The 16,982-nt window shown below is 72.0% G+C and carries 12 protein-coding genes; 4 read left to right on the top strand and 8 right to left on the bottom strand.

Features of this window, described 5'->3' with window-relative positions:
• Positions 1–120: 120 nt before the first annotated feature.
• The 3 genes from ACV7NM_RS13295 to ACV7NM_RS13305 all read right to left on the bottom strand — a co-directional run bounded on the left by ACV7NM_RS13295 (position 121) and on the right by ACV7NM_RS13305 (position 7,328).
• On the bottom strand, positions 121–2,655 hold the full coding sequence (locus tag ACV7NM_RS13295; RefSeq protein WP_463410500.1) for a serine/threonine-protein kinase: 2,535 nt from the start codon (positions 2,653–2,655) through the stop codon (positions 121–123).
• A 117-nt stretch (positions 2,656–2,772) separates the two neighbouring features.
• Positions 2,773–5,283 carry a protein kinase domain-containing protein gene (locus tag ACV7NM_RS13300; protein ID WP_463410501.1) on the bottom strand — a complete coding sequence of 837 codons (2,511 nt, stop codon included), beginning with the start codon at positions 5,281–5,283 and terminating at the stop codon, positions 2,773–2,775.
• Between the two features lie 338 nt (positions 5,284–5,621).
• Positions 5,622–7,328 carry a glycerol-3-phosphate dehydrogenase/oxidase gene (locus tag ACV7NM_RS13305; protein WP_463410502.1) on the bottom strand — a complete coding sequence of 569 codons (1,707 nt, stop codon included), beginning with the start codon at positions 7,326–7,328 and terminating at the stop codon, positions 5,622–5,624.
• A gap of 283 nt (positions 7,329–7,611) precedes the next feature.
• On the opposite strand from ACV7NM_RS13305, the gene ACV7NM_RS13310 reads away from it, so the two are divergent.
• Positions 7,612–8,841, top strand: a complete 1,230-nt coding sequence (locus ACV7NM_RS13310) for a nucleotide sugar dehydrogenase (RefSeq protein ID WP_463410503.1) — start codon at positions 7,612–7,614, stop codon at positions 8,839–8,841.
• 102 nt (positions 8,842–8,943) lie between these two features.
• Here the strand turns inward: ACV7NM_RS13310 and ACV7NM_RS13315 are convergent, their stop codons facing one another.
• The 4 genes from ACV7NM_RS13315 to ACV7NM_RS13330 all read right to left on the bottom strand — a co-directional run bounded on the left by ACV7NM_RS13315 (position 8,944) and on the right by ACV7NM_RS13330 (position 13,439).
• A complete protein-coding gene (locus ACV7NM_RS13315; RefSeq protein WP_463410504.1) occupies positions 8,944–10,068 on the bottom strand; it encodes a GuaB3 family IMP dehydrogenase-related protein in 1,125 nt (374 codons plus the stop codon).
• Between the two features lie 175 nt (positions 10,069–10,243).
• Positions 10,244–11,743 carry an IMP dehydrogenase gene (gene guaB / locus ACV7NM_RS13320; RefSeq protein WP_136213262.1) on the bottom strand — a complete coding sequence of 500 codons (1,500 nt, stop codon included), beginning with the start codon at positions 11,741–11,743 and terminating at the stop codon, positions 10,244–10,246.
• Positions 11,744–11,934: 191 nt separating this feature from the next.
• Complete coding sequence (locus tag ACV7NM_RS13325) at positions 11,935–12,564, bottom strand: sigma-70 family RNA polymerase sigma factor (protein ID WP_463410505.1); 630 nt, start codon at positions 12,562–12,564, stop codon at positions 11,935–11,937.
• A gap of 263 nt (positions 12,565–12,827) precedes the next feature.
• Positions 12,828–13,439 (bottom strand): response regulator transcription factor, encoded by a 612-nt coding sequence (locus ACV7NM_RS13330; RefSeq protein WP_003948568.1) that lies wholly within the window; start codon positions 13,437–13,439, stop codon positions 12,828–12,830.
• 376 nt (positions 13,440–13,815) lie between these two features.
• On the opposite strand from ACV7NM_RS13330, the gene ACV7NM_RS13335 reads away from it, so the two are divergent.
• Positions 13,816–14,142: a WhiB family transcriptional regulator gene (locus ACV7NM_RS13335; RefSeq protein WP_136213260.1), complete on the top strand. Its 327-nt coding sequence runs from the start codon at positions 13,816–13,818 to the stop codon at positions 14,140–14,142.
• A gap of 178 nt (positions 14,143–14,320) precedes the next feature.
• Here the strand turns inward: ACV7NM_RS13335 and ACV7NM_RS13340 are convergent, their stop codons facing one another.
• Entirely contained in the window at positions 14,321–15,229 is a 909-nt protein-coding gene (locus ACV7NM_RS13340; protein ID WP_463410506.1) for a LysR family transcriptional regulator, read from the bottom strand.
• Between the two features lie 119 nt (positions 15,230–15,348).
• Here ACV7NM_RS13340 and ACV7NM_RS13345 point away from each other — a divergent pair, with 119 nt between their 5' ends.
• Positions 15,349–16,122, top strand: a complete 774-nt coding sequence (locus ACV7NM_RS13345) for an SDR family NAD(P)-dependent oxidoreductase (protein WP_463410507.1) — start codon at positions 15,349–15,351, stop codon at positions 16,120–16,122.
• Between the two features lie 91 nt (positions 16,123–16,213).
• On the top strand, positions 16,214–16,945 hold the full coding sequence (locus ACV7NM_RS13350) for an ester cyclase (RefSeq protein ID WP_463410508.1): 732 nt from the start codon (positions 16,214–16,216) through the stop codon (positions 16,943–16,945).
• Positions 16,946–16,982 lie beyond the last annotated feature (37 nt).

Raw genomic sequence — 16,982 nt, forward strand, 5'->3', positions numbered from 1 at the left:
CCCCGCCACTCTGTGCACTTCGGGCCAGATTACGGAGCCCCGGGCGATGCTCCCACCGCGCGGGGGCCGTGAGACAGCACTGTGACGGAATCGCCGTACTGACTGTCCGTCAACCCGCCGTCAACCCCCGGTTCGGTAACTGGCCGTGGCCTTGTCGAAGACCTCGGTCACCTTGCCCTCTTCGTCCTGCGGACCCGTCACCAGCAGTACGTGGTAACTGCCTCCGAGCGCGACGACGAAATTGCGCGCGACGACGGACCGGCCGGCGGAATCGATCCACGTGTACCGGCCGGTTGCCCGCAACTGGTTGCCGACCTTCGTCGTCTTCACGTCACCGCCGCTCGCCCAGGTGGAGGAGCGGTACGGGGACAGTTCCGGCTCCTTGTCCTTCTGGTACGTCGCCGGGTCGGGGCTGCCCTCCACCTTGTCCCGGCCCGGCACGACGGTCAGGGTGAACTGACCGTCGGTGTACCGGACCTGGCCCGCCTCGTTGATGCCGCGGCGCTCCCAGCCCTGGGGGACGGTGATCTCGAAGTGCTCCGGGTCCTGCTGCGTCGTGTAACCGGGCGGCGCCGGGGCCGTGGTCTGCGGCGCCGGCTTGGACTCGGGGCTGCCCGACGGCGTCCCGGCGCTCGCCTTGGGCGGGGCCTGGCTCGGCACGGGCGTCGTGGGCGCGCCCGGGGCGGCCCGCGGGGGCTTCGTCGTCGCGGGATCGGCGGAGCGGGGCATGAACAGCACCGCGTACGCCACCGCCGCGGCGAGGACCGCGAGGATCGCGACCAGCAGGGTCCGCCCCAGGGAGCGCGGGGCGCGGGTGGTGTCCGCGCTGCGGTGGCGGCCGTGCAGCTCACCGCGCCTGCGTACGACGGGCAGCCGCGCCGGGTCGGGTTCGGGCATCGGCAGCATCCCGAAACCGGCGTCCGGCTCGGGCGCGGAGCGGATCAGGGACCGCAGCCAGCCGCGGAGCTCCTCGAAGTCGGGCCGCTCGGTGGGGTCCTGGCGAAGCAGCGACTCCACGATCGGGCGCAGCGGTCCGCACTCCTCGGCGAAGGCGGGCGGCTCCGCACACACCATCTCGACCAGTTCGGCGACGCTGTCCTCGGGGTAGGGGGCGTGCCCCTGCACGGCGCGGTACAGCAGCGCGCCGAGCGCCCACAGGTCGGTGGCGGGGCCGACGGGCGGGGCCAGTTGCCAGTGGCCGTGCACGGGACCGGCCTGTTCGGGCGCCCACCGTTCGGTGACGGCGCCGACGACGGCCATCCGGGTCTGTCGCGCGCGCTCGGCGTCGAGGCCGGTGCGCGGGCCGCCGGCCCAGCCGGCAGTGGGCGCGGGCGGCATGGCGGGCTCCGGTGCGGCGGCCTCCGGCGCGGCGTCGGGCGCCTCGGCCTGGTGGTAACCCTGGGGCAGGGCGAGTTGCGCGGGCAGGACGGACCGGTCCGGGGGCAGGGCGACGGGGGCCGCCTGCGGCTCGGTCGCGCGCTCGGACCCCGCGTCGGGGCGGCGGCGCGGAGTGGCACCGTGCCAGGGCGCGGCGGCGTCGTCGTCCGGGCCGCCGTACGGGTACGCGTACCCCTGCGGCAGGTTGGAGCCCCCGTTGGGCCCCCCGGGCAGCGCTTCGGGGCGGCCTTCCGGCAGCCCCTCCGGCAGGGCCGCGTCGGCTGCCCGGCGCTCCTCGACGACCCGGGCGGCGGCGGCCCGTGCCCCGGCCCGGTAGGCGGCGATGGTCCCGGCTCGGGCGGCGGCCTGCCGATCGGGCCCGTCCTGCGACGGGCCCTCGGAGCCCCCGTCCGGGCGGATGTGGTCGGTGTACCGGGGCCCGGTGTCGTACCCCGGCGCGACCAGCGGTGCGTAGACGGGCGTATACGGCTCCCCTTCGGGGGCGTACGACTCCGAATCGGGTTCCGCCGCGTACGACTCCGACTCGGGCGCGTACGGCTCCGTCTGGTGACCGGTCGCGTAGGAGTCGACCTCGGGGCGGTACGGCTCGTCGCCGCGCGGCCCGGTGTCCCGCGTGTCCCAGGCCGCGGCGTCACCATCACCGGCGCCACCGTCACCGCCGGCGACGGCGCCGCCGTCGGAAGCCTCGGGCACCGGGTCGTACCCGCACAGGGCCTCCTCGGCGGCGCCCGCCGCCAGACCCGTCAGGACGACCCGCCCGTCCTCGCATATCAAGACGGTCCGGACGGTGATGTTCCGGTGGGTCCAACCGTGGGCGTGCAGCACCCGCAGCGCGGTCAGCACGTCGGAGGCCACCTCCGCCGCCCGGTAGGGGCTCAGCGGCTCATCGGCGATCAGCGCCGCCAGCGGCCTCGCCGGGACCAGTTCGCTCACTATCCACAGCGACCCGCCCTCGGCGAACACGTCGAAGACCTGGTCCAGCCTCGGATGGTCCGGCACCGACGCCGCCGCCTGCGCCGCGGCGATCGCCCGGCGCACCGCGGGAAGTTCCCCGGACGGGCGCCGCCCGCTCACCGGCCCGCGCGTACCGTCGAGCAGTTCCGCGTCCACGACCTCCGGCAACGGCACCTGCCGTACCAGGACTTCCTGACCGCTGCGCGTGTCGAACGCGCGCGTCTCGACCAGTTCGTACTCGTCCGACGGCGGCAGCGGCAGACGGTAGCGGTCCGCCAGGATCCGCCCCGCGTAGTCCTCCACTCCGCCTCCCCCGAGTGCGCCGGGTCCCCTTTGGTCCCCGCGGACACGATACGTCGCCGGGGGCGCCCGCGTCCCGGGCCCGGCGAGGCCCGCCCCCGGTCGGGGGCTGTCGGGCGGTCAGCCCAGGATCTGGAAGGTCTGGAACGCCGTGTCGCGCAGCTGCGTGCACTCCGGGCCGTCCCACTGGTCGGAGGCGCAGGTGATCATGATGGCGTAGCCGTGTTTGGCGTCGGCCCTGAAGCCGCGGTTGAGCACCCGGACCCGGGTGCCCTGCTGATCCCGCTCGAACTCCCAGTCGGCGACGGTCGGGTAGCCGCGGTAGTCGGTGGTGTCGATCCGGATCTGATGGTAGTTGTTGCTGCTGCCCGCGACGGCCGGGGCCAGCTCGACCCAGGCGAGGCGGGCGTCCTTGCCCGGGCTCTTGTTGAAGTCGACCTGGACGCTGGGGAGACCACCGTTGCGGCTGAAGATCCCGCCGGAGTCCTCGCCGGCGGTGCCGGTCTGGTGGAACCCCTCGGGCATGGCCATGGAGAAGTGGAACCGCAGGTCCGTCACCTGGGCGTAGCCCGCGGGCAGTGCGCCGCCCGGCGATCCCGGAGTGGCCCCCTGACCCTGGTTCTGGCCCTGCCCCTGGCCCTGACCGGGATTGGTCGCCGGGTTGCTCGCCGCGCCTCCCGGGGTGGTGCTCGGGGTCGGGGTCGGGCCGGCGGCCGTCGAACCGCCCGCCGACGCGCGGGGGCTCGGGGTCCGGGAGGCGGACGGTTGCGGGCCGCCCTTGCCCTCGTTCTTGTGGGCGGACGCGTCGTCATCGCTGAAGGCGTAGGCGATCAACGAGCCGACCAACGCGAGCACGACCACCAGCCCGGCTATCGCCAGGGCTATGGTGCGGGGCGCCATCACGTCGGTCAGCGGCGCCACGATCTTCGCGGGCCGTGTCGGCGGGGCCTCGACGGCCGAAGCCGCGGCCGCCTCGGCGGCGGCGGCCTTGCGGGCCGCCTTCAGCGCGGCGCGGGCCCGTTCGCGCTGCTCCCGCTCACGCCGCTCGCGTTCCTTCTTCTCGGCCTTGGCCGCGGCGGCCTCCGCCGCCCTGGCCGCCTTCTCCGCCTTCTCCGCTTTCTCCGCGGCGGCCTTGTCCGCCGTCGCCTTGTCCGCCGCCGCCTGGGCGTCGGCCAGGGATATCGCCCGGGTCTCCTCGACCGCCGGGGGCAGCACCTCCGAAGCGGGCTCGGGGTCGGGGGCGTCGATGACGGCGGTGAGCATGGCCCGCGCGCCCACCTCGTCGAGCCGCTGGGCGGGGTCCTTGACCAGCAGGCCGTAGATCACCTCGGTGAGCGGCCCGGCGTTCTTCGGCGGGTCCACCTGTTCGGTCATCACGGCGGTGAGGGTGGCGAGCGCGGAGCCCTTGTCGTACGGGGGCACGCCCTCGACCGAGGCGTACAGCAGGCCGCCGAGCGACCACATGTCGGCGGGCGGCCCGGGCTTGTAACCGCGTGCGCGTTCGGGGGAGATGTAGGAGGGGGCACCCACGAGCATGCCGGTGGAGGTGACGGAGGGGTCGCCCTCCACCTGGGCTATACCGAAGTCGGTGAGGACGACGCGGCCGTTGTCGGCCATGAGCACGTTGGACGGCTTCACGTCGCGGTGCAGGATGCCCTGGCGGTGGGCGGCGCTCAGCACGTCGAGCACGGCGAGCCCCACCTCGGCCGCCCGACGCGGGGTCAGGGCGCCGCGCTCGCGGATGAACTCCGCCAGCGAGGGACCCTCGATGAGCTCCATGACGATCCACGGCCGGGCGTCCTCGTCCACGACGTCGTAGACGGTGACGGCGCCGCCACTGCGGATGCGGGCGATGGCCTTGGCCTCGCGGAGCGTACGGGTGATGAGCCGGCGCTTCTCGTCCTCGTCGACCCCGTTGCCGAAGCGGAGTTCCTTGACGGCGACCGTCCGGCCGAGGACCTCGTCCTCGGCGCGCCACACGGTCCCCATCCCGCCCTTGCCGAGCACGGCGCCCAACCGGTACCGCCCGGCCAGCAACCGCCCCCGGTCCCGGCCCGCTCGCTTCGCCTCGTCCGCGTCCGCACGGCTGTCGGCCGCACGGCCGTCGGCGGACTCGCCGTCAGCCGCCTTCCCGGGCACCGCCTTGCCCTGCCGCCCCTCGTCCCGGGCCGCCTCGCCCGGGCCTGCCTTAGTACCCCGCGGCGCGGCGTCAGCCGCCTTCCCGGGCTCCGCGTCGCCCGACGCCGGCTTCACGGCACCTGCGTCCACGGGCGCGGCCTTGCCCAAGTCCGCCTTCGCGTCCTTCGACTCGGCGCCAACCGCCTTCACGGGCTCCGCTTCCACGGCCTCCACGGGCACGGCCTTGCCCGGCCGCGCCCCGTCCCGGGCGGCCTTGCCCGGGCCGGCCTCCGCCTTCACCCCGACAGAAGCGCCCTCTTGCGGCTTCCCGTCGGCGGGTTCGACGCCGGGCTTCCCACCAAGGGGCTCGGCGCCGGACTTCCCGTCGGCCGACTCGGCGCCGGACTTCCCGTCGGCCGACTCGGCGCCGGACTTCCCGTCGGCGGGCTCGGCGCCGGACTTCCCGTCGGCGGGCTCCGGGCTCGCCGACTCGCCGTCAGCCGCCTGTGCCAAACCCGATTCCTCCGGCCCGGGCCTGCGCGCCGCGGGGACCGTCTTCAGGGGCTTCGCCCTGCCCGAGCCTGCCGTCGCTTCGGACTCCGCCTCGGCAGCACCCCGATTCGCAGCGGCAGCATCCCCGGCGGCAGCGTCCCCGGCGGCAACGCCATCGGCAGGCGATTCGGTGTGTTCCGGCTTCGACATGCGTCCCCTCTGCGATCGTGCAGCCTGCCCCGGCTGCCCCGGCAGCCGCCGGGGGGCACGGTAAAGCGCCCCGGCAGAAACCTCATTGTTGCTCACTCCGCAACGGACGGACGCCCCGGGTCCGCGGTTCCCCCTCCCACATCCCGGAGTTACAACGGAACGATGTCGGGCGCCCCGAGCCGTGCCGCGTCCGCCGTCTGATCGTCAGGCTGACGCTGCGATTCCCGCTCGGCCTCCACCCTCTTCTCGTAGTGCTCGATCTCCTTCGCGATCTGCTGCTCGTCCCATCCCAGAACCGGAGCCATCAATTCCGCGCACTCCCGCGCCGATCGCGTCCCCCGGTCGAACGTCTCGATCGAGATCCGTGTCCGTCGCGTCAGCACGTCCTCCAGGTGCCGCGCCCCCTCGTGCGAGGCGGCGTACACCACTTCTGCCCGCAGATAGTCGTCCGCACCCGACAACGGCTCCCCCAACCCGGGATCGGCCTCGATCAGGTCGAGCAACTCCTCCGTCAGCGAGCCGTACCGGTTCAACAGGTGCTCCACCCGCACCACGTGCAGGCCCGTCCGCCCGGCGATGCCCGCTCGCCCGTTCCACAGCGCCCGATATCCCTCCGCGCCCACCAGCGGCACGTCCTCGGTCACGCACTCCGCCACCCGCTGGTCCAAGCCGTGCACGGCCTCGTCCACCGCGTCCTTCGCCATCACCCGGTACGTCGTGTACTTGCCGCCCGCGACCACCACCAGCCCCGGCACCGGGTGCGCGACCGTGTGTTCGCGCGAGAGCTTGCTCGTCGCGTCGGACTCGCCCGCCAGCAGGGGCCGCAGGCCCGCGTACACGCCCTCGACGTCGTCCCGCGTCAGCGGCACCGCCAGCACCGAGTTCACGTGCTCCAGCAGGTAGTCGATGTCGGCGCTCGACGCCGCCGGATGCGCCTTGTCGAGGTCCCAGTCGGTGTCCGTGGTCCCCACGATCCAGTGCCGGCCCCACGGGATGACGAACAGTACGGACTTCTCGGTCCGCAGGATCAGCCCGGTGGACGAGTTGATCCGGTCCTTCGGTACGACCAGATGGATGCCCTTCGACGCCCGGACGTGGAACTGGCCGCGCTCCCCGATCAGCGCCTGGGTGTCGTCCGTCCACACGCCCGTCGCGTTGACGATCTGCTTCGCGCGGATCTCGTACTCCCCGCCGCCCTCGACGTCCCGCACCCGCGCGCCGACCACGCGCTCGCCCTCGCGCAGGAATCCGACGACCTTCGCCCCGTTGGCGCAGTGCGCCCCGTACACGGCGGCCGTCCGGACCAGAGTCGTGACGTACCGGGCGTCGTCCATCTGGGCGTCGTAGTACTGCAGGGCCCCCACCAGCGCGTCCTTGCGCAGCGCCGGCGCGACCCGCAGCGCGTGGCTTCGCGTGAGATGCCGGTGGGTCGGCAGGCCCCGCCCGTGTCCGCTGGACACCGACATCGCGTCGTAGAGGGCCACGCCCGAGCCCGCGTAGAACCGCTCCCAGCCCTTGTGCTGGAGCGGGTAGAGGAACGGGACGGGCTTGACCAGGTGCGGGGCCAGCCGCCCCAGCAGCAGACCGCGTTCCTTCAGCGCCTCGCGCACGAGCGCGAAGTCGAGCATCTCCAGGTACCTGAGGCCGCCGTGGATCAGTTTGCTCGACCTGCTCGACGTGCCCGCGGCCCAGTCCCTGGCCTCCACCAGTCCGGTCGACAGGCCTCTGGTCACGGCGTCGAGCGCGGTTCCGGCGCCCACCACGCCCGCACCGACCACCAGCACGTCCAGTTCGCGTTCGGCCATTGCGGCGAGCGCCTCGGCGCGCTGCGCCGGTCCCAGTGTCGCTGTCCTCACGGCTGCCTCCCGTTGGTGCGGGCGAACCCGCTCGATGCGGGCGTACCCGCCTGCCGCGGGCGTACCCGCACACATCCCCGTTCACGATTCTCACCGGCCGGTTCCGACTCGGCCACCGCCTGTGGACAACACAACGGTAGCCAAACCCCCAGAATGCGACATTTCTGTCATATATATGCCTAGTCTGACATTGCGCCGGCTTCGATCATCCACCGACCGGATCATCCACGGACTTGCGCGCCCAGCCCGCTCATGTAAGGGAAGGGAAGGGACGGCTACCCCCATGCCCGCAGATCTCGCCGTCATCGGACTCGGCCACCTCGGCCTCCCCCTCGCCCAGGCGGCCGTCGCCGCCGGAATCGAGACAGTCGGCTACGACAGCGGTCCGGCCACGGACACCACCCTCACCGCCGCCGAGATCCGCCGCATGTCGGCGGCCGGCTTCCGGATCACCACCAACCCCGCCGAGCTGGGCCGGGTACGCACCGCCGTCATCTGCGCCCCCACCCAGCTCGGCGCCGACCGGGCACTCGACCTCTCCGCCGTCGGCGAGGCCGGCCACACGCTCGCCGCCCGGCTACGGCCCCACACCACCGTCATCCTCGAATCCGCCGCCCATCCGGGTGTCACCGAGGACTACCTGCTCCCGATCCTCGAAGCCGGCTCCGGACTGCGCGCCGGCCGGGACTTCCACCTGGCCTACTCCCCCAGCCGCCTCGACCCGGGCAACCGCACCCACGGCATCGCCAACACCCCCAAGGTCATCGGCGGCCTCACCCCCGCCTGCACCGAGTCGGCGCACGCGTTCTACGCCCGCATCACGGAGAAGGTGGTCCGCGCCCGGGGCCTGCGCGAGGCCGAGACCGTACAACTGCTGGAAACCAACTACCGGCACGTCAACATCGCCCTGATGAACGAGATGGCGGTCCTCTGCCACGACATCGGCGTCGACCTCTGGGACGTCATCCGGTGCGCCGAGACGAAGCCGTACGGGTACCAGGCCTTCCGCCCCGGCCCCGGCGTCGGCGGCCACGGCGTCCCCCTGGACCCCACCTACCTCCCCCACACCACCCGCACCCCGGGCCACCCTCTGCGCATGGTGGGTCTGGCGCAGGAGATCAACACCCGGATGCCGCAGTACGTCATCCAGCGCTCCGCCACCTTGCTGAACGAGCACGGCAAATCCGCCCGCGGCGCCCGCGTCCTGCTGCTCGGCGTCACGTACAAGCCCGACCTCGCCGACCAGGAGGGCTCCCCGGCCCCGGAGATCGCCAGCCGGCTCATCGACCTCGGCGCACTGGTCAGCTACCACGATCCGTACATCTCGGGCTGGCGCGTCCGGGACCGGCCGGTCCCCCGCGCCGAATCGCTGTACGAGGCCGCGGCCAACGCCGACCTGACGATCCTGCTCCAGCACCACCGCACCTACGACCTCCAAGGCCTCGCGGTGAAGGCCCAGTTGCTCCTCGACACCCGCGGCGCCAGCCCCCCCGGCGCCGCCCACCGGCTCTGACCTCCCGGGATCCCTCCGGTGGTCCAGGCGGCCTGGGGACAACGCAGGAGGGCCGGCACCCCGAGCGGGGTGCCGGCCCTCCTGCGTACGTACGGAAAGCGGTCAGCGGCTGTGCTGGGAGTCCGCGACCGTGACCTCGACCCGCTGGAACTCCTTGAGCTCGCTGTAGCCGGTGGTGGCCATCGAGCGGCGCAGCGCGCCGAAGATGTTCATCGAACCGTCCGGGGTGTGCGACGGGCCGGTGAGGATCTCCTCGGTGGTGCCGACCGTACCGAGGTCGACCTTCTTGCCGCGCGGCACGTCCTCGTGGACGGCCTCCATGCCCCAGTGGTTGCCCTTGCCGGGCGCGTCCGTGGCGCGGGCCAGCGGGGAGCCGATCATCACGGCGTCCGCGCCGCACGCGACGGCCTTCGGGATGTCCCCGGACCAGCCCACGCCACCGTCGGCGATGACGTGCACGTACCGGCCGCCGGACTCGTCCATGTAGTCGCGGCGGGCCGCGGCCACGTCCGCGACGGCGGTGGCCATCGGGACCTGGATGCCGAGCACGTTGCGCGTGGTGTGCGCGGCGCCGCCGCCGAAGCCGACGAGGACGCCCGCGGCGCCGGTGCGCATCAGGTGCAGGGCCGCCGTGTAGGTGGCGCAGCCGCCCACGATGACGGGCACGTCGAGCTCGTAGATGAACTGCTTGAGGTTCAGCGGCTCGGCGGCGCCGGAGACGTGCTCCGCCGACACGGTGGTGCCACGGATCACGAAGATGTCCACGCCCGCCTCGACGACGGCCTTGGAGAACTCGGCGGTGCGCTGCGGGGAGAGCGCGGCGGCGGTGACCACACCGGAGTCGCGCACCTCCTTGATGCGCTGCCGGATCAGGTCCGCCTGGATCGGCGCGGAGTAGATCTCCTGGAGCCGGCGGGTCGCGGACGTCTCGTCCAGCTCCGCGATCTCGTCCAGCAGCGGCTGCGGGTCCTCGTAGCGGGTCCACAGGCCTTCGAGGTTCAGCACGCCGAGGCCGCCGAGCTCGCCGATGCGGATCGCGGTCTGCGGGGAGACCACCGAGTCCATGGGGGCGGCCAGGAAGGGGAGCTCGAAGCGGTACGCATCGATCTGCCAGGCGATCGAGACCTCCTTCGGGTCCCGCGTACGCCGGCTCGGGACGATGGCGATGTCGTCGAACGCGTACGCCCTGCGGCCGCGCTTGCCGCGCCCGATCTCGATCTCAGTCACGTGTGGTGGCCTTTCCTCTGGGTCTGCCCGTCCAGTATCCCCGAACCCCGGGGGGCCGCGTTCCGGTGACCGCTGTACGGACGCATGACGTCGTACGGGCACGTGACGAAGGGGCGGGCACACATGACGAAGGGGCGGCCCGCCGTGCGCGGGTCCGCCCCCTTCCTCGAACCGATCAGCCCTTGCGGGAGTAGTTCGGCGCCTCGACCGTCATCTGGATGTCGTGCGGGTGGCTCTCCTTGAGCCCCGCCGAGGTGATCCGCACGAAGCGGCCCCGGTCCTGGAGCTCGGGGACGGTGCGACCGCCGACGTAGAACATCGACTGGCGCAGGCCGCCGACCAGCTGGTGCACGACCGCCGACAGCGGGCCGCGGTAGGGGACCTGGCCCTCGATGCCCTCGGGGATCAGCTTGTCGTCACCGCCGACGCCCTCCTGGAAGTAGCGGTCCTTGGAGAAGGAGCGCTGGTCGCCGCGGGACTGCATCGCGCCGAGCGAGCCCATGCCGCGGTACGACTTGAACTGCTTGCCGTTGATGAAGAGCAGCTCGCCCGGGGACTCCTCACAGCCCGCGAGGAGCGAGCCGAGCATCACGGTGTCGGCGCCGGCGACGAGCGCCTTGGCGATGTCACCGGAGTACTGGAGACCGCCGTCGCCGATGACCGGGACGCCCGCGGCCTTCGCGGCGAGCGCGGCCTCGTAGATGGCGGTGACCTGCGGGACGCCGATGCCGGCGACGACGCGGGTGGTGCAGATGGAGCCGGGGCCGACACCGACCTTGATGCCGTCGCAGCCGGCGTCGATGAGCGCCTGGGCGCCGTCGCGGGTGGCGACGTTGCCGCCGATGACGTCGACGCCGGAGTTCGACTTGATCTTGGCGACCATGTCGCCGACCAGGCGGGAGTGTCCGTGGGCGGTGTCGACCACGATGAAGTCGGCGCCCGCCTCGATCAGGGCCTGCGCGCGCTCGTACGCGTCACCGGCGACGCCGACGGCCGCGCCGACGAGCAGTCGGCCGTCCTTGTCCTTGGCGGCGTTCGGGTACTTCTCCGCCTTGACGAAGTCCTTGACGGTGATGAGGCCCTTGAGGATGCCCGCGTCGTCGACGAGCGGCAGCTTCTCGATCTTGTGGCGGCGCAGGAGCTCCATGGCGTCGACGCCGGAGATGCCGACCTTGCCCGTGACCAGCGGCATCGGGGTCATGACCTCGCGCACCTGGCGGCTGCGGTCCGACTCGAAGGCCATGTCGCGGTTGGTGACGATGCCCAGCAGCTTGCCGGCCGCGTCGGTGACCGGGACGCCGGAGATGCGGAACTTCGCGCAGAGCTGGTCGGCCTCGCCCAGCGTCGCGTCCGGGTGGACCGTGATCGGGTCGGTGACCATGCCCGACTCGGAGCGCTTGACCAGGTCGACCTGGTTGGCCTGGTCCGCGATGGACAGGTTGCGGTGCAGCACGCCGACGCCGCCCTGGCGGGCCATCGCGATGGCCATGCGGGCCTCGGTGACCTTGTCCATGGCGGCGGAGAGCAGCGGGACGTTCACCCGGACGTTGCGGGAGATGAGGGAAGAGGTGTCGATCTGCTCCGGCGCCATGTCCGACGCGCCCGGCAGCAGCAGGACGTCGTCGTAGGTCAGTCCGAGCGTGGCGAATTTGTCGGGCACTCCGTCGGCGGTCATGACACCTTCCCAATGGTCTTGCTCAGCGCGGATGTCCATGCTAACGGGATCGCGACGCGTCTCATTCCACTACCAAGGTCAACCGGCACTTTCGTCGGTTCCTACGACCGAGGGCGGATCGCTCGGCCACCGGCTCGACCACTGGCGAGGGCTTCACCACTGCTCGGCCACTGCTGGGCGACGGCCCGCGACTACTGCTCGGCGAGGGCCCGCAACCGGCTGAGCGCCCGGTGCTGCGCCACCCGGACGGCGCCGGGCGACATGCCGAGCATCTGCCCGGTCTCCTCGGCGGTCAACCCGACCGCGACCCGCAGGACGAGCAGCTCGCGCTGGTTCTCCGGGAGGTTGGCCAGGAGCTTCTTCGCCCAGGCGGCGTCGCTGCTGAGCAGCGCCCGCTCCTCGGGTCCCAACGAGTCGTCGGGCCGTTCCGGCATCTCGTCGGACGGCACAGCCGTGCTCCCCGGGTGGCGCATGGCGGCCCGTTGCAGGTCGGCGACCTTGTGCGCGGCGATGGCGAAGACGAACGCCTCGAAGGGGCGGCCGGTGTCGCGGTAACGGGGCAGCGCCATCAGGACGGCGACGCAGACCTCCTGCGCGAGATCCTCCACGAAGTGACGAGCGTCACCCGGAAGCCGCGACAGACGGGTGCGGCAGTACCGGATGGCGAGCGGGTGCACGAAGGCGAGCAGGTCATGGGTGGCCTGCTCGTCACCCTCCACCGCCCGGCGCACGAGCGCGCCGACAGCCCCGGCACCGCCGCCTTTGGCGGCGTCCGTAGGGCTCGTGGCCGCGGGTGACCCCTGGGCCTCGTCGTCGCGCATCGATCCATGGTGCCTTGGCGCGGGACCGTTCGTCGCATCGCGGTCCTGGTTGTGCGTCGAAGCGTTATGAGCGGGTGCGCCGGAACTCATGGTGTGCGCCCTCCCCTCCGCTCGGCCCGAATGTCCCTGAGGCCACATCCTCGAAAATGCGGCACACCCTCAAGGATGCGGCATCGCGCCCGAAGCGACACGTCCCCCGGATTGTGCCCCGCCAACCACCGCTTGCGCACCGGGTACGGCGGGACACTCTGGGTGGTCCGCGATCAGCGGACGAGGCCCCAGCGGAACCCCAGCGCCACGGCGTGCGCCCGGTCCGAGGCGCCGAGCTTCTTGAAGAGCCTGCGGGCGTGCGTCTTGACCGTGTCCTCGGAGAGGAAGAGCTCGCGCCCGATCTCCGCGTTGGAACGGCCGTGGCTCATGCCCTCCAGCACCTGGATCTCGCGCGCGGTGAGCGTGGGCGCGGCGCCCATCTCGGCCGAGCGGAGCCGGCGCGGGGCCAGTCGCCAGGTCGGGTCGGCGAGCGCCTGGGTGACCGTGGCCCGCAGTTCGGCGCGCGAGGCGTCCTTGTGCAGGTAGCCCCTGGCGCCGGCGGCGACCGCGAGGGCCACGCCGTCCAGGTCCTCGGCGACCGTCAGCATGATGATGCGGGCGCCCGGGTCGGCCGAGAGCAACCGGCGAACCGTCTCCACACCGCCGAGGCCCGGCATCCGGACATCCATCAGAATGAGATCGGAGCGGTCGGCACCCCAGCGGCGGAGGACTTCCTCGCCGTTGGCAGCCGTCGTCACACGCTCGACGCCGGGCACGGTGGCCACCGCGCGACGGAGCGCCTCTCGGGCAAGCGGGGAGTCGTCGCAGACGAGGACGGAAGTCATGACCGCCCTCCGCAGCTGATGCGCGTCACCTTGAGCCTCCAGGCTGGTACGTATCGTCACCTGTGCGGTCGATGCCCCCGGACACCTGTCCGAGACCTTCTTGGTTCAACCGCCTTCGCACTCTCAACGATGGTCACTCGAAAGAGTTACGGGTCGGACGGACACCTTCGGCACTCTACGTGAGGACGCGATCACGGCGCAGGAGCCACGGGCCCCCCGTCCTCCATCTGGAGCTATGCCCTATTTGGCGGCTTTCCTTCCGTTCGCCATGTGTCTGAGGCTAGATTCCCAATGAGTCATATTTACATCTACTACGACTGTAGATGTGGAGACATGGATCCCATTCGCCTCAGTACCGGCACCAAGAGGACTACCCATGGCAGATTTCTCCCGGCTCCCCGGACCGAACGCCGACCTCTGGGACTGGCAGCTACTGGCTGCCTGCCGCGGGGTCGACAGCTCCCTCTTCTTCCACCCGGAAGGCGAGCGGGGCGCGGCCAGGAGCGCGCGCGAGGCCTCGGCTAAAGAGGTCTGCATGCGCTGTCCGGTGCGCGCGGAATGCGCCGCGCACGCACTCGCCGTCCGTGAGCCCTACGGGGTGTGGGGCGGCCTCACCGAAGACGAGCGCGAGGAGCTGATGGGTCGCGCCCGGCACAGGCTGATCCCCGCGTCGAGCGCGACCGGCCCGGCCGCTCCGCACTGACCGGCGCTCCCCCCACCGCTTGAAGGAACGTTTCCTCACTCCAAAGGCGGATCATCCGAAGATCACCCCGGAAATCCCGCGACGGACGTCCGAACCCCTTCCACGGAAACTGCGACGCGGCGCACGCCCGGGCGTGTCGCACCCCTCCCCGGGCCGTGTCGTTCGCGGAGCGGTGCCGTCACGCCCCCATGGACGCGGCGGCCCGCTCCAGTTCCACCAGGGTCGCGGCCACCGCCGGTACCCGTGCCAGGTCGGGCAGGGTGAGCGCCACGACCTCCCGCTCGACGGCCGGTTCGACGACCACGGCGGCGACTCCCTTGGCCCGTACGGACTCCACCGCGAGCTCCGGCAGCACCGCCACCCCCAAACCCGCCCCGACCAGGCCGACCACCGCCGGGTAGTCGTCGGTCGCGAAATCGATCCGCGGGGTGAAACCCGCGTCCTCGCACACCTCCACCAAATGGCGGCGGCAGCGCGGGCAGCCCGCGATCCAGGGCTCCCCGGCCAGCTCGGCCATGCCCACCCGTTCGGCCCCGGCCAGCCGGTGCGCCCGCGGGACCAGTCCCACGAGCCGGTCGGTCAACAGGGGCCGCACCACCAGGTCCTCCCACTCGGCGGCGGACCCGGCCGAGCCCCCGTACCGGAAGGCCAGCGCCAGATCGCAGTCGCCCTCGCGCAGCATCTCCACCGAGCGCGGCGGCTCGGCCTCGACCAGCGAGATCCGGGTGCCGGGGTGCTCGGCGCGCATGGCGGCCAGCGCGGTGGGGACCAGGGTGGAGCTGCCGCTGGGGAACGACACCAGTCGGACCCGCCCCGCGCGCAGCCCGGCGATCGCCGCGACCTCCTCTTCGGCGGCGGTCAGCCCGGCCAGGATGCCGGCGGCGTGGCGGACCAGCGCCTCGCCGGCCTGGGTGAGCCGCATCTCGCGGCCGGTCCGGATGAGCAGCGGGGTACCGGCCGACTGCTCCAGCGCCTTCATCTGCTGGGAGACGGCCGGTTGGGTGCAGCCCAGTTCGCGGGCGGCGGCTGAAAAGGACCCGGTCCCGGCGACGGCGCGCAGGACCCGTAGATGACGTGCCTCGATCACCCTTCGAGCATAAGCCCTCCTTTGAGCGTGCAGGAGATGCCCATGGCACGCTTTGGGACTGCCCGCCGACGCCGGGGCCTGTAGGCGAACCCCGCTCCGAATAAAGCTAGGTTGCGCCTATGACGACTGCGTTGATTACGGGATCCACGGCGGGCATCGGCGCCGCCTTCGCCCGGCGGCTCGCCGCCCAGGGACACAACCTGGTGCTGGTGGCGCGGGACACGGAACGCCTGGGCGAGCAGGCCACCGAACTGCACGACCGGCACGGCATCGAGGCCGAGGTACTGACGGCCGACCTGTCCACGGAGAAGGGCATCGCCGCGGTCGAGGCGCGCCTCGACGACCGCACCCACCCGGTGGACCTGCTGGTCAACAACGCGGGCTTCGGCAACAAGGGCCGCTACCTCCAGGTTTCCATGGCGGACGAGCTGACGATGTTGAAGGTTCACATCGAAGCGGTGCTGCGGTTGACCTCGGCGGCGGCCGAGTCGATGCGCTCGCGGGGGCGCGGTGGCGTGATCAACGTGGCCTCGGTCGCCGCCTTCGTACCGCGCGGGACCTACGGGGCGAGCAAGGCCTGGGTCGTGCAGTTCACCCAGGGCGCGGCGAAGGACCTGGCCGGGAGCGGGGTGCGGCTGATGGCGCTGTGTCCGGGGTTCGTACGGACCGAGTTCCACCAGCGGGCCGGGATGGGAACCGACAACATCCCGGGCTGGATGTGGCTCGACGCCGACAAGTTGGTGGCGGCGGCGCTGGCCGACCTGGCACGCGGCAAGACCGTCTCCATCCCCGACCCCCGGTACAAGGCGTTGATGGGCGTGGTGAAGCTGACGCCGCGCGGGCTCCTCGGTGGGGTGTCCTCGCGTACGGGCCGCAAGTACGGCCCCCAGTAGGCCGCCGGAGAGCCGCGCCGACCGGGGCAAACGTCCCTAAACTGGATGTGTCCCATCCACCCCGGGAGGCGACGCGATGACTTTCGTTCAGGTGATTGATTACGAAACCAAGCGGTTCGAGGAGATGAACGCGCTCATCGACCGCTGGGCGGAGCAGGCGAGCGGCCGACGGACGGTCACCCACACGATGATCGGCCGGGACCGCGACGCGAAGACGCACTACGTCGATCTCGTCGAATTCCCCTCCTACGAGGAGGCGATGAGGAACTCTCAGCTTCCGGAGACGGACCGGATGTTCCAGGAGATGGTGGCCCTCTGCGAGGGCATGCCGAAGTTCATGAACCTGGACGTCGTCCGCGACGAGTACCTCAACAAGCTGCTCGTGAACCGGATCTTCGAGGAGCTGGCGGAGAAGGGGAACTTCGACGTCATGGAGGAATGCGTCGCGGCCGACTACACGGAACACGACATGATGCGGCAGCCGGGCACCGGCGACGGTCGCGAGGGCCTGCGCCGGAGCATGACCATGTGGCGCGACGCCTTCGAGTTCACCTTCGACCTGCACCGCCAGATCGCCGAAGGCGACTGCGTCACCACCCTGTGGAACTGGACCGGCCGGCAGAAGGGCGACTTCATGGGGATGCCCTCGACTGGCCAGGAGGTCGCCATGTCGGGCTGCACCACCTTCCGGATCGAGAACGGCCAGATCGCGGAGGGCTGGTGGTACTACGACGCCCCCGGCCTGATGAGGCAGATGGGCATGGGCATGGGCACGGGCATGGGCACGGCCTCGGGCGGCACCACCCAGGACATGGGCATGTGACGCCGCGCGGGGTGCGCACGGCGCGACCCACCGCACG

It is taken from the genome of Streptomyces sp. Tek67B01 (assembly GCF_055231995.1).

What these genes read in the sequence shown, in the direction of transcription:
- ACV7NM_RS13325 (WP_463410505.1), bottom strand. Translation starts at nt 12,564, where the DNA reads ATGCGCGACGACGAGGCCCAGGGGTCACCCGCGGCCACGAGCCCTACG.
- ACV7NM_RS13335 (WP_136213260.1), top strand. Translation starts at nt 13,816, where the DNA reads ATGGCAGATTTCTCCCGGCTCCCCGGACCGAACGCCGACCTCTGGGAC.
- guaB (WP_136213262.1), bottom strand. Translation starts at nt 11,743, where the DNA reads ATGACCGCCGACGGAGTGCCCGACAAATTCGCCACGCTCGGACTGACC.
- ACV7NM_RS13345 (WP_463410507.1), top strand. Translation starts at nt 15,349, where the DNA reads ATGACGACTGCGTTGATTACGGGATCCACGGCGGGCATCGGCGCCGCC.
- ACV7NM_RS13310 (WP_463410503.1), top strand. Translation starts at nt 7,612, where the DNA reads ATGCCCGCAGATCTCGCCGTCATCGGACTCGGCCACCTCGGCCTCCCC.
- ACV7NM_RS13330 (WP_003948568.1), bottom strand. Translation starts at nt 13,439, where the DNA reads ATGACTTCCGTCCTCGTCTGCGACGACTCCCCGCTTGCCCGAGAGGCG.